This is a genomic window from Psychrobacter sp. CX5, assembly GCF_057621535.2.
Genome location: NZ_CM177735.1, coordinates 3,023,739 through 3,039,456, shown reverse-complemented (window position 1 = coordinate 3,039,456; position 15,718 = coordinate 3,023,739). Strand labels below are relative to the sequence as shown.

At 40.0% G+C, this 15,718-nt stretch carries 9 protein-coding genes; all 9 read left to right on the top strand.

The genetic code is table 11. From position 1 onward, the window contains the following. The first annotated feature begins 31 nt into the window (after window positions 1-31). The 9 genes from tssF (at window position 32) to AC21OG_RS11595 (ending at window position 15,606) form a co-directional block, all read left to right on the top strand. A complete protein-coding gene (gene tssF / locus AC21OG_RS11635; protein ID WP_487378429.1) occupies window positions 32-1,870 on the top strand; it encodes a type VI secretion system baseplate subunit TssF in 1,839 nt (612 codons plus the stop codon). Then, window positions 1,834-2,862 carry a type VI secretion system baseplate subunit TssG gene (tssG, locus tag AC21OG_RS11630; RefSeq protein ID WP_487378428.1) on the top strand — a complete coding sequence of 343 codons (1,029 nt, stop codon included), beginning with the start codon at window positions 1,834-1,836 and terminating at the stop codon, window positions 2,860-2,862. The genes tssF and tssG overlap by 37 nt, the downstream gene beginning before the upstream one ends. 158 nt (window positions 2,863-3,020) lie before the next feature. Continuing rightward, window positions 3,021-5,858, top strand: a complete 2,838-nt coding sequence (tssH, locus tag AC21OG_RS11625) for a type VI secretion system ATPase TssH (protein ID WP_487378427.1) — start codon at window positions 3,021-3,023, stop codon at window positions 5,856-5,858. Next, entirely contained in the window at window positions 5,848-6,984 is a 1,137-nt protein-coding gene (gene tssA / locus AC21OG_RS11620) for a type VI secretion system protein TssA (protein WP_487378426.1), read from the top strand. Before tssH ends, tssA begins: the two co-directional genes overlap by 11 nt. A gap of 68 nt (window positions 6,985-7,052) precedes the next feature. After that, on the top strand, window positions 7,053-9,713 hold the full coding sequence (locus AC21OG_RS11615) for a contractile injection system protein, VgrG/Pvc8 family (protein WP_487378425.1): 2,661 nt from the start codon (window positions 7,053-7,055) through the stop codon (window positions 9,711-9,713). Then, on the top strand, window positions 9,713-10,747 hold the full coding sequence (locus AC21OG_RS11610) for a hypothetical protein (RefSeq protein ID WP_487378424.1): 1,035 nt from the start codon (window positions 9,713-9,715) through the stop codon (window positions 10,745-10,747). Before AC21OG_RS11615 ends, AC21OG_RS11610 begins: the two co-directional genes overlap by 1 nt. Window positions 10,748-10,794: 47 nt before the next feature. Beyond that, the gene (locus tag AC21OG_RS11605) at window positions 10,795-14,061 is read left to right on the top strand and encodes a toxin VasX (protein WP_487378423.1); all 3,267 of its coding nucleotides are present in this window, start codon (window positions 10,795-10,797) and stop codon (window positions 14,059-14,061) included. 51 nt (window positions 14,062-14,112) lie between these two features. Then, window positions 14,113-15,198: a hypothetical protein gene (locus tag AC21OG_RS11600; protein ID WP_487378422.1), complete on the top strand. Its 1,086-nt coding sequence runs from the start codon at window positions 14,113-14,115 to the stop codon at window positions 15,196-15,198. A gap of 129 nt (window positions 15,199-15,327) precedes the next feature. Further along, window positions 15,328-15,606 carry a type VI secretion system Vgr family protein gene (locus AC21OG_RS11595; protein WP_487378421.1) on the top strand — a complete coding sequence of 93 codons (279 nt, stop codon included), beginning with the start codon at window positions 15,328-15,330 and terminating at the stop codon, window positions 15,604-15,606. Window positions 15,607-15,718: the final 112 nt, after the last annotated feature.

Genomic DNA, 15,718 nt, shown 5'->3' with positions numbered 1-15,718 from the left:
ATACCGAATCATCTGATATGTAAGAGATATTATGGACAGCCTATTACCCTATTTCGAACATGAATTAAGCTTATTTAATAAGCAATCAAAAGCCTTTGCGAAAAAATATCCCAAAATTGCAAATCGTCTTTTAATGGCTCAGGATACTGTAGATGACCCTCATATTGAACGGTTAATCCAAGCCTTTTCTCTTATCAGCGCAAGAATTAATAAAAAACTCGATGATTCTTATGCTGATTTTACAGAGTCATTGCTAGAAGTTATCTATCCAGATTACCTAAAGCCTTTCCCTTCTGTATCAATCGCTCAGTACAATTTAGGCGTTAAAGCCAGCTCATTGAGTCAACCTATCTTAGTGCCTCGTCATACCAGCTTTTCAACTCAAAAAATAAAAGGTACGGCATGTCAGTTTCAATCTTCGCAAGATGTCACCTTGTTTCCTCTTGATATTGAGGATGTTTCCTTTGAAATAGGTCAAGATATTTATGATGACAAATATGGCTATCTTAATGGCTGTATAAAGATGACATTTAAATCTCTTAATGAAGGATTTGATCTCAGTACCCTTAAAGAACATCCTCTCGATCTATATATTGATGAAGATGCCAGTCAAGGTGCCAGTTTATGGGATTTGTTGAGGTATGACGTTAAACATACGGTGATTAAGGGTATTCAACGCGAAGATCAGGGAGTACATAGCATAAAGGGTACACCTTTTAAATTATTAGGATTTGATATTGAGCAACAGCTATTACCTCAAGAAAATATTAGTAATGCTGCGTCAAACTTGTTAAAAGAGTATTTTTACTTTCCGCAAAAGTTTAATTTTTTACGCCTAGATCTCTCCATGTTGCCTTCAAGGTTTAAGTTTGATAGCAAAGGAATTGAGCTCAGTTGTTATTTTAAGTTTGATAAAAAGAATAGTATCAAACTCAAAAATTTGCAACAACTGGGTCGTAATAGTATCAAATTATTTTGCACGCCTGTAGTCAATCTTTTTTCGGTATCAGCAAAGCCCATTCAGGTCAATCATACTAAAGTTTATTATGACTTGGTGCCAGACACACATTCATTGCATCAATATGAGATATATAGTGTCAAAAAAGTTATTGAATCCAAACATGTCGATAGCCAATTGGTACAACGTCAATATCACCCTTTTTATGCCCTGAATCATTTTGAACAACAAGACAAAGGGCGTTATTACCATGTCAAACGTGATAAAGATATGGCAGAGTATCATCAGGGTTATGAATACCAGATTATGTTTGTTGAAAAGAATAGAGAGTCCCACGGTGGCACAGTAAGTATGAGTACCTCTCTGTTGTGTACAAATAGGGACCTACCTTCTCAAGTATTATTTGGCCAAAGTCGCGGAGATTTATTTGCAGAAGGGGCAACTGGATTTACCAGTTTGTCACTATTGCAACAGCCTAGTAAGACAGCCCGCTTTGACTATACTGGCGACGAGCGATGGCGGTTAATATCGTTAATCAGTTTAAACTTTCTATCTTTAGCATCTCAAAATGCCGCTCTTATGAAAGAGCTGTTAACCCTTTATGATATCAAACAATCTGCTGCTAATAGGAAGTTAATAGAAGGGATTATAGCGGTAAATACTGGTGTAAAAGTCAGACGGATCCATCGTGATCCGCAGCCTGGGTATGTGCGTGGTACTTTGATAGAAATTGCTATTGATAGAAAAAAATTTGCTGAAGTGAGCATTCGTCAAGTCGCTCATTTGCTGTCCCGTGTATTTGGCTATCATGCTAGCTTGAATAGTTTTGTTGAGTTAGTTGTTATTGACGCAAGCACAAAAGAGGAGGTACATAGATGTCAGCCACGAAGTGGTCTCAATCCTCTTATTTAAAAGAGCTTTTAAATCAACCTCAACGCTATGAGTTACTTCAAGCTGTTCGGTTGATACATCATGAGTCGTTACTAGGTAACCATCCCCTAAGAGTTAAGTATCGTGCTTCTTTATCTCTCGCTTTTCCATTAGCTGAAATCGAATCAATGAAGCTGCTACCTCAAGAAGAGCTCAAAGGTAATTTAAAGAATAAAAATCATGTAGATTCTACGGGTTATAGTCATTGTGTTGAATTATATCCGTCAATTATCGGATTGACTGGTCCTATATCCGCATTACCGTCTTTATACACAGACTATTTGTCCTCTCGTGTGAATCATTCAAAAGATAAGGCTGCCCCTGAATTTTTGGATTTATTTAACCACCGCTTAACTGAGCTATATATAGATGCTAGCTGGTTCTACAACTTACCCCTTCAGTATGAGCTAAATACTAAGAAAGACAGATATCTACTAAGCTTACGTGCCCTTGCTCAACAGCCCAAAAAAGTCAACTCTATTGACAGTTTAATCGCCTATGCAGGCATGATCGTCCCTGGACGAGTGACATCTCATCAAATTTCCCATGTTTTATCAAATTTTTTGGGTATAAAGGTGGGTGTCGATGAATTTGTACCTGAATGGTTTGAATTACCTAGTGATGAGCAAACAGCAGTGGGTAAACAAAATGCTGGTCTTGGGGTATCCACATTTTGTGGCAGCCGAGTGGTGCAATATGATACTAAGATTAGAATAAAAATATTTCAATTGTCTGCTAATTATTACTTAAGATTGCTACCTAATGGAGATATGTACCAGCTAATTGTTGATTTTGTGCGTAAGTGGTGCGGGGTGATGCTAGCGGTTGAAGTGCAATTAGAGCTCGATAAAAAGTATATCAAAGCGACTTCATTAACTGAATCAAGTTTTGGTAGCTTGGGACGCGGCGGCTTTTTGATGTCAAAACCTGCAAAGCGGCACCATGACGATACTCGGTATTTATTGCCTATTTAAGAATGTGTCTCGTTCATTCGTTTTATAGATAACTGTTTGTCTTCTAGCGTAATGACGTGTTAATAGTTTTTAATGATATAAATTTGTTTGTTAAGAAGAGTTTCTAAAGTAAAATTGTTAGAATAATTAAAAGTAAAGAACTGATTAAAGGATATTGCATGAGCCAGTTAAAAGCAGTTATTACCCGTCTAAGCCCAAGTTGCCGCCAAAGCCTGCAACAAGCAGCACGATTATGCATCAATCTAGGCCATAAAGAGGTGGATGTTGTTCACCTAATATATGAATTATTAAATATCCCTCATAATGATGTGGACTATATTTTAAAATATACAAAAATTAATAAAAAAAACGTATTACATAGCTTGGAAAACAATTTAGCTATTTTTGACAAAGCCAGTGGCTCAACGCCAGTATTTAGTGATCGCTTAATGACGCTTCTTGAAGAGGCATGGCAGGTAGCCAGTACGCAAGTTAACACTACTTCTGCAAAAACACAGATACGATCTGGACATGTCTTATTAGTACTACTAAGTTTTGAAGAATATGCCTCTTTATTAAATGAACTGCCCTCTGAATTTAAATATATCGACGTTATCGCTTTAAAAGAAGATTACGAAACTCTATGCGAAGGCAGTACTGAGGCTCAGAACAATTTAAGACACGGGCAAGGCAACCTTGATAGTTCTTATCAAGATGAATCTCAAAGTAAAGATGACGCTAGCTCCGATAAGCTTGAAACCCCCGCATTAGATAAATACACCCATGATGTAACAGAGAAAGCGAAGGATGATCAAATTGATCCTGTGATTGGTCGTGAATTTGAAATTCATCAATTGATCGATATCCTTATAAGACGTCGACAAAATAATCCTATTTTGACAGGGGAGGCAGGTGTTGGCAAAACGGCTGTTGTAGAGGGGCTAGCACAAAAAATTGTAGCTGGCACCGTCCCTGATCAGCTAAAAGATGTCACCATTCGTAGCTTGGATCTAGGTCTATTACAAGCAGGGGCAAGTGTAAAAGGTGAGTTTGAAAATCGTCTTAAGCAAGTTATTGAAGAGGTTCAAGCATCGACCAAGCCGATTATATTATTTATTGATGAAGCGCATACCATGATTGGTGCTGGCGGGCAAGCCGGTCAAAATGATGCTGCCAACTTATTAAAACCAGCATTAGCACGAGGTGAGTTGCGTACTATTGCAGCGACTACTTGGTCGGAATATAAAAAGTTTTTTGAAAAAGATGCGGCGCTTTCAAGACGCTTTCAAGTCGTCAAAGTTGAAGAGCCTGATATCGATACTGCGGTGGCTATGATTCGTGGTTTGAGTCAAAAAATGCAGGATCACTTTGATATTGTTATCCAAGATGATGCTTTATTGGCTGCGGTAGAGCTATCAGCCCGTTATATCAGTGATAGACAGTTACCTGATAAAGCCGTTAGTGTGCTTGACACAGCCGCAGCTCGAGTGAGTCTGTCCAAGACCTCAATGCCAAATAAGCTAGATATGCTGCAAGCTAAAAAAACTCAATTAGAGCAGCATATTAGCAGCCTAGATCAGCAATTAGAGCGCACCGGAAATATTGAAGATAAAGAAAAACTGAGTCAACAAATTGCAGTGTTGGATGAGCAACGTCAAGAAAATGATCAGGCTATCGCAGTAATGAGTGAGGCATGGGAAGAGCAGCGTCAGCTAAGTCATCAACTTGATGAGTTAAATAAGCAGCTAACAGGGGATCTTGATGCTAATAAGAGACTTGACGTTCAAGAAGAGTATCAAAATGTAGAGCAGGCGCTAAAGCAGGCACAATTATCTTACAATCTTGTTCACTCGGTGCTTGATCGTCAGGTTATTAAACAGATTATCGCTGATTGGACGGGTATACCGCTCAATGATATGGCAGGAGATGAAAAAAACAACATTCTACAGTTGGCAGATACTTTGCAGAAGCGTGTTGTTGGTCAAGATCACGCTATTGAAGCCATCGTCAAACGTATTCACACTGCTAAGGCAGGGCTTGATGATCCAAGCCGCCCTCAAGGAATATTCATGTTAGTTGGACCTAGTGGCGTGGGTAAAACTGAAACAGCATTAGCACTTTCAGAAGTGTTGTATGGTGGTGAGCGTAACCTTATTACTATTAACTTATCTGAATATCAAGAAGCGCACAGTGTCGCCTCACTTAAAGGGTCGCCACCAGGCTATGTCGGATATGGCGAGGGCGGAGTATTAACTGAAGCGGTGCGTCGACGTCCGTATAGTGTTTTATTACTCGATGAGGTTGAAAAAGCACATCCAGATGTATTAGATCTGTTTTATCAAGTATTTGATAAAGGCGTTATGGAGGACTCTGAAGGGCGTATTATTGATTTTAAAAACACTATTATACTGCTCACCAGTAATGTGGGATCATCAACCATCATGCAGCAGTGTATCAATACTGACCCAGACAACACTGATTTTGAACTGCCTGATAGCGATACCTTAAAACAGGCAATCAATCCTCAGTTGTATAAAGCATTTAAACCCGCCTTTTTAGGACGGTTAACGGTATTACCGTATTATCCACTGACTGATGAAGCGCTTGCGTCCATTATTGGACTGAAGCTTGATAAGATTATTCATCGTATCCATGACAGCTATGATGTTGTGTGTGATATCAGTCCAGATGTCATCGAACTTATACTATCTCGCTGCTATGAGGTAGATTCAGGCGCCCGTAATGCAGATGCCATTATCAGTCATACGTTATTGCCACAACTGGCAAATGAGCTACTGAGCTATGATGAAAGCAAGCAGCTACTCACTAAAATAACCATTGATGTTGATGATCAAGATAATTTTGTTTATGTATTAGACACCAGCCCCATAGTGCCACTTAACCAGATGGCTCAACAAAGTGATGACAGTAGTAAAACAGCGGACACTTTCGAAAATACAGATAACTCAGCAGACCAGACACAGTCGGATCTAGGGGAGGTGGCAGATGACGAATAAACCACATCTAATGGACATTGAACAGCTCATAGCGCCCATTGAAGGGACAGATGCTGGGGTAGGTGAAGACTTAACCTTTGACCCCCGTATTGATGCTATTCTAGCTGCCCGCAGTGAAGATGATCCCTTACTCGCTCAAGGCGACTGGGTGACAGAGCTTAAAGTTGCCGATTGGGACTTTGTAAAAAAAGAAAGTGCAACACTATTGGCGACAATTAGTAAAGACTTAAAATTAGCATTATGGTATGTCGATGCCCTTGTATATACTGATCATCTCAGTGGAATTATCCATGGGATTACTTTTCTTCAAGCGCTCAATGAGACCTATTGGACGAGCATGCACCCCTCTTTAGATGAAGAAGACAGTATGGATATTAGAGCGGGTCTTTATTCATGGTTTGTAAAAGCACTGAGTGAGGATCTAAAGCAGCTGCCCTTATCTGATAACGATCATCACAGCTATAACTATAATACTTACTTAAGCGCGCGTAATCATGATAAACAGCGCCAACAAGATCCTGATAGTCAGACAGAAGGCTTAGCTTTAAGTGACTATCACCAAGCTATTCGAAATAGTAGCAGTAGCTGGCAACAACAGCTTATTAGCCAGCTACAAGAGATGATCGATCTGTGGACGAGCCTAACGGACCAGCTTAATGAACTTATGGGAGAGGATGCTCCTGTATTTGCTCCCGTCAGTGACATACTGACCACTCTAAATACCCATCTTAGTACGCTATTACCGCAAGCATACGAAGCTCAAGGACAACTTGCAGAAACTGATGAACAAAGCGATACCGAGTCAAACCCAGCCTCTATCGCTTCAAGTCCTCAGCAGCTAAGCCAGATAAGCCATGTCGCAGGCTTCAGCCCTAACAATCAAAACCACCAAGCCAATCGTCAACAAGCGTTAAAGCTGCTAGGACAAATACAAACCTACTTTGCAGTTAACGAACCACACAGTCCAGTCACCTTTTTATTAAAGCGTGCCATAGACTGGGCAGACATGCCGCTTGATGAATGGCTAACGCATGTTATTAAAAACCCAGACCAGCTGAGTGCCTTATCGGACATCATTGGCATAGAAAAACCACAAGACCCCAATCAGCAAAATGAGGGCTATTAAACGATGGCTATCAAAGCTCACTTAAACAAAAATATCAATGAATTTTAAAAATATTAAAGGAAGCTGTTATGGTATGGACGCAAACCAATCGTCATCTACAACTAAGCTCTGACAACCAAGACATAAACAGCAGTCTTATCAGCAGTGCCCACCTCTGTGAAAGCCTAATTGGTAGTGAGCTGCCTGATAGTGTCTGGGACATACCAGAACTTATGCCAACTATCAGTCACTATCCAAGTCCATATCACCATAATCAAACAGATCTGAGCTATCAAGCCCGTCAGATGAGCCTATACTGTGGCTACCGCTTCCAGCTTACCCTAATCCATGAAAACGCAAACCTTGACATACAAGACTGGATAGGGCAGGGCATCACCCTAACTTGGGGCACCGACAGCCATCAAATACAAACCCGTCACAGTATCATCACCGAAGCTGTATCTTTAGGTAGCAACCAAGGCATGGCCGCCTACCGCATCACCTGTGAACCCGCCCTAAGTCAACTTCGCCTAAACAGCCACAACCGCCGCCATCACCACTTAAGCCTAAGCGAGCTGATACAAGATATCTTTGCCCCCTATAGCTTTAACTACCAACTCGATGATGCCCTAAATGACATCCACATACAGCACAGCGTCCAATACAACCAAACCGATCTTGCCTACCTTACTTGGCAACTAAGTCTTTACGGTATCACAGGCTACTATCAGCACAGTGACGACAACCACACCCTGATACTCATACCACACGATAATGAAGCACTGCATCCTGACAGCAGTGACATCAGCAGCATCCTCAGCCAAAACCCAGCCAATCTTGCTGATACCCAAGACCGCATCACCGCCCTAATCCCGAACACAGCGCACCACATCACCCAAACCGACCTATACCGCTATGACAACCGCCTGACCGACCATTACACCGGTAGTCACCAAAGCGAACATAGCCACAAACAGCCAACCGCCCACACCCGATTTATCCACAGTCATACGCGGCTAAATGATGACGGCATGAACCAGCTTGCCACCCGTATCCAGCAGTGGCATAGCCAAGAGGCCAACAGTGGGCTCATAGAAGGCAACATCCGCCATCTAAGCCTACCCAGCAGCCACTACATCAGTGGTAACCCGTACCAAACAGATCCCATTAGCATCAGCGCCATTCATCATCAGATAAACAACCATCTACCCATCAACTGGCTGGGTAGTACGCCCCTAGACCCCAACACCTTACAGCCAAGCCTAGCCCAAGAAGACACAGACAGTGACCAGGTGCATCACATCACCGCACTCTATCAGCCATATCCCTACAACCACCACATCCCCTATGGAGAAGCACTGCATCACCTAGGTCGACCGCACCCCAGTCTTACAGGTCTTATGAGTGCCAGTATCATCGCCGATGACACTCAAAGCATCAGCACCGACCGCAACCACAGAGCACACATCCGCTATCACTGGCAGACAGCAGATGACAGTCAAGACGATGCCCAGTGGATACCCATATCCAGCCACCTAGTGGCGGACCACATGGGACAAACCCACCCTCTGCGACATGGGCAACACGTCCTAGTTGACTTTATCGGCGGTGATATCACCCAGCCCATCATCATAGGCAGTACCCATAACGGTCTAGGCAACGACAATGCTCAGCACAATCAAATTACTAGCGACACAGACTTTATTGATGCCACCAGCCCCGTCTGGTTTATTAACCCGACCCATGCCCACCCCATAGACGGCATCAAAACCCAAAGCATTGACACTAGCCGTACAGGGGATAGCAATAAAGACAGTGACATGAATGGCTACAATCAGCTTATGTTTGACCAGCACCCAAGCCATTCACAAAGTCAGCTATATAGCACCGCCCATCAAAGTAGCCTAACGCTTGGTAGCCTACACCAGCACACCGACCACAGCAGAGGTAGCGCTCGAGGACAAGGCATCAGCCTTGAGACTAAAGCGGCCGGCAATATCCAAGGCGCAAGTGGCGTCCACATCACAAGCTATAGCGCAGACACTCACGCCCACATGAGTCATCACAGCCATAGTAAACTACAAACCGCTGACCAACAGCAACTGGCTTACAGTCAACTCGCCGAGCAGCATCAGCCCGTTGGAGTCGCCAAAGACTCTAAAGACTCAGTAGAGAGCACTCCCTATGCAAGTATCAGTCAAGACACCAACACCCAAGCACTAGAGTCAGGACAATGGGCACAGCCGCATATCCTAATAGACTCACAACACAACCTAGCCTTATTAACGGGTCAACACAGCCAACATACCAGCACTCAAAGCAGCCACAGCCATAGCACAGATAACACCTATTACCACAGTCAAACCCAGCTTAATCAGATCGTGGCAGGGGACATTCATTACTACAGCAATAAAGCCCAGACCCACACCGCCGCTCATGGTGATGTGACAATACAAGCTCATACGGATCAGATGCGCCTAGACAGTGAGCAAGTACTACGCATCCATAGCCGAGATGAGATAGAGATTATTGCCCCCGATACGCTAAGCCTAAAAGCGGCGGGTAGTGGTATTGAGATGAGTGGGGGTAATGTGACCTTAATTACGCCTGCTCAAGCGGGATATAAAGCCAGTAAGGTGGATTGGGGCAGTGGGGGTGGGGAGAGTAAAGCGATCGCCTTACAACAAATGAAGTTTGAGGCTTGTGAGAAGTTGGGACAAGACAAAGCTAAGCAAGGTGGAGCGATCTAATGCAGCTTTTTGAATATAAAGAGTGTGAAAAATTAAAAGGAACATCGTTATATCAGAATCGTCTAAGAGAAATTAAGCAATGGTTAGAATCTGTAGAAGATAGAACATCTACCATAGCTGTACTACTTGATAGTAGCATTTATGACCCATTAGACATAATTAAAAGATGGGAATTCCGAACTAGCAGTTTGCAAGTAAATCTTTTACCTGTTATTCATCCTGAGCAACCCAAACCCTTAAAGTGGCTGATCCTAGATACCAATTTAATAATTAATGAACAAATATTGGAGTTATTAGTAGTTATAAGTATATATGAGACTCAGAAATGGCGAAATGGAGATGATAGATATGGAGTCAGTGTTTGTTTATGGAGTAAAAACACAAATATATTAAGTAAAGATTTTATATCTTCTTATGCAAAACTTGGTCGAATAAACTTACCTTCAGACAACAGTTCAAAATATAAGAAGCATTATTTGCGGTATTGGGATCCTAGAGTATTTATTCATCTAAAAAATATACTTAGTAGTAGTCAGTATCTGCTCTACAGATATAATCTGATGCCATGTATGTATATGCAACATAACTTAACTTGGGAACTAGACAATGATGTTATGGTCTCTTTAACAAACAATGATAAATCAATTATTGAAGAGTTCGAAAATATTCCCGTAAATAGTAGATTAAATATAAGTACGACGCAGAAAGAAGAACTTAAAAAAGTTGGCTTAATCAATCAGTGTTTAGTCTTAGCGTACAAACTAAATGATGAGTTAGTTAATCCAGACATTTTAAATAGTAATGAAGTCATAGAGTTAGTAAAAAAGTATATAAATATTTCTGTAAGTCAAGGCGTAAAAGAGTCAAAACACCAATATATATGGGTGTTGTTATCATTAACAGTTCATGCAAAATTTTATAAAGATAAAAGAGTGAAAATAGCTACAAAAAATAAAGGGTTGAGCTTCACAGAACAAATGCAAACAATAGACAATAAAGAATGGGAAGTAATTAAGCAGATTAGGTACGCGTAGTTTATTTTATATTTCAATATTATTTATATGATTTAAAAGGTTTCGATATGGGTATCTTAGATAGTATTTTAGGTGCAGAAGAACAGATTGACTCCACAGCAATAGATAACAATGAGAATCTTTGTCAAGATTGTAAAAACGAAGGTATAGCAGTACTACCTATTATTACTAGGAAACTAAAGCTGATAGATGATCTTACGAAGCATCCAATTTCATTAGGTTACGGTCAACAACGTCAAAGAATCACGCAAGGTTTTATATATGTATATTATGAAGATAAGAATATTTGGAATGGGTTTCAGGTAGATAAAAATAGTTGCATTAGACGTATTAATTTAGATAGTCCTCAAGATTTAGATTCAAGTGATTTTGGATGTAACGTATCGGGCCATAAAGACAAGTTACAGTTTATTACACTTAATCCAAAGTATGGTAGCAACATTTGGATTGCATATAGCATTTATCCATGGACTACAAATGTTAGAAAACAATATGCTAAAAACGGCTATAAAACTGAACAGTTGACTAAATCAGCAGAACAAATGCGTAATGAGCGTATGCTACCGTTAATATTATCATCAACACAGGTTAAAGCGAAAAACACTAGTAAAATTTCAGTTCTTGAATTAAATTTTACTCGTAAATCAATGCTAACTACTACTGGATTAAATCCAGATTTTAGAAATTTTAATTTGGAGCTTGATAGTAAGTATTTAAATGAGTTACATAGTTTTAATCCAAATGCAGGTGTAAATAGGATTGACTCTAGTATTTTTATAGAAATGGACAAAGTAGATGAGAAGGTAACGCCCGCTATAGTATTTTTAGAAGATCCAGTTGGTGATTTTGCAATTCTTAACAATCAGCGTAATTATTGTGTTGATGTTATAGAGACAATAAGACAATCAGGCATACATAAGGATATTGGTAATCCGACTCAAGAAGAATTTGAATATAAATTAACAATGGCGGGTTTTATTGATGGTATTTTAAAAGATGCTGGTATTTTAGGTAGCCAAAAATATAAGCGAAGACTAAAGTTAGACGAGTTTGAAGATTACAAGAGCATATATAAAAGTATTGAAGATTTCCAAGAAAATTTTAAAATCTTTGATAGCACAATGATTCAAAGTCTAAAAGATGATGACTGTATTTGGAAGTATATTCAAGCCTATGATTTTGATAAAGAAGATGTAGAGAGCATCATTCATCATAGAGATATGATTCTAAGTAGTTTTTTCGGTTCAGGTACAGCAGAGTTTTTTGAAGCGTTGGGTATGGATAGTGTTCAACACAATGGTGCTGAGATCAAAGTTGGTGATTGGATACTTAATACCTTGTGTAATCTACAGTCCGATCTGGTCTCAGAAATTTTAAGTCATTCTCAAAGTAATATAAACTCTGATAGGCTTTATGACGTATTGAAAGGTGATATCCAATCCTCTCTATTATTTCTTACTGAATATCTTGAGAGAAAGGGGGAAAAGTATAATGACTTATATACTAAGCTTAGAGGGTATAGAGTATCTGAAGATACTGCAAATGCTATAAGTTTACTGATTTCTCATGCGTATCAGACTGTACTAACTAATCAGCGTAAACGACAAACTGGCACTATCTCCAAAGCTAAGGTTAAAAGCATCACTATGGCAATGCAAAGCTATATGTTAATTAATAGTGGTGAGGTTGCTATACCTATAACTATGAGAGGTAAAATCCAGACAATTTTTAATAACTTAAAAGGAATTAGCGGGACGCAACTATATGAAAATTTTACCGAGAGTGTTGAAGGTAATAGATTAAGTACTAATAAACAACCCTTCGATTATCAAGACATGAGAAATAGAAGCGGCAAAGTGGCACAAACTGAAGCTTATCATACATTTACTTTTTTAGTAAGTGCTCAATATAAGAAAGGCATAATGCTTGACGCGGCCACGTTAAAAGTGCTAGGCCAAGAGTCGAAAAGACCTTTATTAAATCTAGTGGAAGCAGAAATACGTAATGATCCGACTACAAAATATCTACAGTCTGAAATTGATAGAATAAATACTCGCTTAGAGCGTATAAATACCTTAACTCCATCTGCTGGTATTGCATTGAGTGGCGGGCTTATTTTTCTACAAACTAGAGCTATGATTACTAACTTAGAATCAATGGGACGTGATGTTGCATTATCGAAGAACTGGGAGTCTGGGTCTGCGGCATTAGGTTCCATTCTTATGGTAATGAGTGCCTCTATCGAATTGTCAGCAAACATAACTCAACTTCATGCGGTTACCAAAGAATTACAGATAAAAGCGGCGCAACGTAGCCTACTAGCAGCTACTGTCGGTTTGTTTGCGGGATTTGCCGAGGTTGGTTACTTGTTTATTTACATGCACAACCGTGAAAGTGTGCCTACAGGATATATAGTTTCCAACATGATTAGTGTAGCTGCTTTCTCAGTAGCAGGCCGAGCCCTAGCTGAAGTCATGGCCAAACGCACAGGTGCTCGTCTAGGTGTGGGCATAGTGTTTAGTGAAATCGGTGGTATTGCTTTATTCGCCAACCCCTACTTTTTAGCAGGGGTAATGGTTATTGGTTTAGGTGTGAGTCTATGGTCATATTTTAAAATGAGCATATATGACGAGAGTGCTGATAATCTAAGTAATATTGACTATTGGTTAGATTATGGGGTATTTGGAAAACGGGCTTATCTAGTTGGTGAGTATCGAAATGACAACCCTTTTGCAAACTCATCGCTATCTTATTTTAATGATGCCCAGTCAGAAATCTCTGCTTTAGCACTCATCATGTCAAAAAATAATATCACAATAGAGCTTGATAATAGCATAATAAGTACTTGTACAATAGACTTAGAGATTGAATCTTATTTACCTATTACTAAAAAAGACACTATTAGCTATGAAATAATATCATTCTATCGCCCTCAAGAAATTTATGTATATTTAAATTCAGATACTTCATCTTCTTCGAAAGATAAGGAGACCATCAATGGTTCAGTGCCATTAAATAAATTACTTGCAGTTGAAACCCATGAAGAAGTTTTTGCGCGTATTGGTGATACTTCTAGTTCTAATAAAATTGAATTACCAGAAGGGCTATCAAGTTATAAATATACTCAAACAGAATACGGATATAAGCTGCTGCTTACTTTTAAAATTAACGTAACTAATTTTGAATTTGCTGGTGTAGGTTTTTCTGTAGAACTGGTATCTTATGATAGCGTATCAGGACTTTCATATACGCGTAAAAAATATGAGAGTAAAATGGCTCAGGAAAATCCTTATGTACCTATGCGCGATCGTTAAGCATATATCTGATATTTAAAATAATTAATCTTAATAATGAGCACTTAAAAGATGAAAGCTTTACCCGCCCATAACACAACCAGTATCACTTTACTACCTCGTCCTTACAGTGAGGTAGAAGATGTGCCGTCAGACCATCCTAATATGCTATATGTGGCAAAAGACGTGCGCGGCATCACGCCCTATGCAATGACCTTTAATGACGTCGGTAGTAGTATGCTTAATGAGGGCGGACTAGTAATAATTGTTTGTTTCTTAGTAATTTTTATCATCATGATACCAACACTTCTTTTTGAACTTTTTACTGAAGGTTTTATAGAGATGTTACTAGGTATAATTTCAATCATGATGTTTTTCGTTCTACCAATGGCTATGATACGCAAAGTCTCAAAGCTTACCGACAGTGACAAACCCATAGACGCCTTTGATAAAGTCAACCAACGTATATTACAATTTGATGTTAGCCGTGAAGACGGTAGCATAAAAGTCGACTATCATGGTATCAACGAGTTGCCGTATAAAGACATTCATGCCAGTGTCAAAAGCGTAAACATCGTCAGTGCGGGCGGTATGAGTAGAACCTACTTTTTACAACTCAACTGGCTAGATGACGAGCGCAATATTATTAATCAACTGGTCTCCTCATTTCCAGCGACATCAGACGCTTATGCTCGAGCACAGTGGCAGTTTATACGAAACTACATGGAAAAGGACGCAAACAGCCTACCACCAATTACACCTTTTGATCCGCCAAAGACAACTAAAGAGCATAAGCTCTATCTATATACCGACAGTATCTTACCCAGCTATGGTGTCACCCAAAACTTTAGAGTATGGCCGTGGTACATTCCTTTATTAATACTACAAGCCTACATTAAACTCGGAGGTGGTTGGATACAGTCTAAAGGACGCAACATACTAGATGAACCCCAATACCAGCAACTACGCTACCCACCAGATGCACCAAATCCATATATAGACCCAAACATAAATCCTTACCGTATTAAAGTGATTAATAACCAAAGCAAATGGTTTCTATGGCGTTGGCGAATTATATGGATATTACATACCTTACTAATACTGAGTATTATTGGGTTTTTTTACGCATTATTTTTAGGCTATCTTGATGATTACTAAAGAGGGTCAGACTAGAAGTACCTTACCCCTTTAAGATATAGTAAGTATTACTCTATTACCTCGCCCCTATAGCAATGTTCAAGATGTCGCTAAAGACCACCCAAATATACTTTGTGTTGCTAGAGTTGTTTGAGTCGTGCTCTCGTTAGCTTTATTGTTAATGACAATGCCCAGCCCATAGACGGCATCAAAACCCAAAGCATCGACACCAGCCGCACAGGGGATAGCAATAAAGACAGTGACATAAATGGCTACAATCAGCTTATGTTTGACCAGCACCCAAGCCATCCACAAAGTCAGCTATATAGCACCGCCCATCAAAGCAGCCTAACCCTTGGCGACCTACACCAGCACACCGACCACAGCAGAGGTAGCGCTCGAGGACAAGGCATCAGCCTAGAAACCTAAGCCGTTGGCACCCTTCAGGGCATCTAAGGTATTCATATCACCAGTCATCACACTACTATCTCCTCACACATAAGTCACAACAGTCATGGCAAACTACTTATCGCCGACCAAT

Excerpts from the sequence above, each read along its gene's own strand:
- AC21OG_RS11605 (WP_487378423.1), top strand. The coding sequence starts at position 10,795 with ATGGGTATCTTAGATAGTATTTTAGGTGCAGAAGAACAGATTGACTCC.
- AC21OG_RS11615 (WP_487378425.1), top strand. The coding sequence starts at position 7,053 with ATGGTATGGACGCAAACCAATCGTCATCTACAACTAAGCTCTGACAAC.
- tssA (WP_487378426.1), top strand. The coding sequence starts at position 5,848 with ATGACGAATAAACCACATCTAATGGACATTGAACAGCTCATAGCGCCC.
- AC21OG_RS11610 (WP_487378424.1), top strand. The coding sequence starts at position 9,713 with ATGCAGCTTTTTGAATATAAAGAGTGTGAAAAATTAAAAGGAACATCG.
- AC21OG_RS11600 (WP_487378422.1), top strand. The coding sequence starts at position 14,113 with ATGAAAGCTTTACCCGCCCATAACACAACCAGTATCACTTTACTACCT.
- tssH (WP_487378427.1), top strand. The coding sequence starts at position 3,021 with ATGAGCCAGTTAAAAGCAGTTATTACCCGTCTAAGCCCAAGTTGCCGC.
- tssF (WP_487378429.1), top strand. The coding sequence starts at position 32 with ATGGACAGCCTATTACCCTATTTCGAACATGAATTAAGCTTATTTAAT.
- tssG (WP_487378428.1), top strand. The coding sequence starts at position 1,834 with ATGTCAGCCACGAAGTGGTCTCAATCCTCTTATTTAAAAGAGCTTTTA.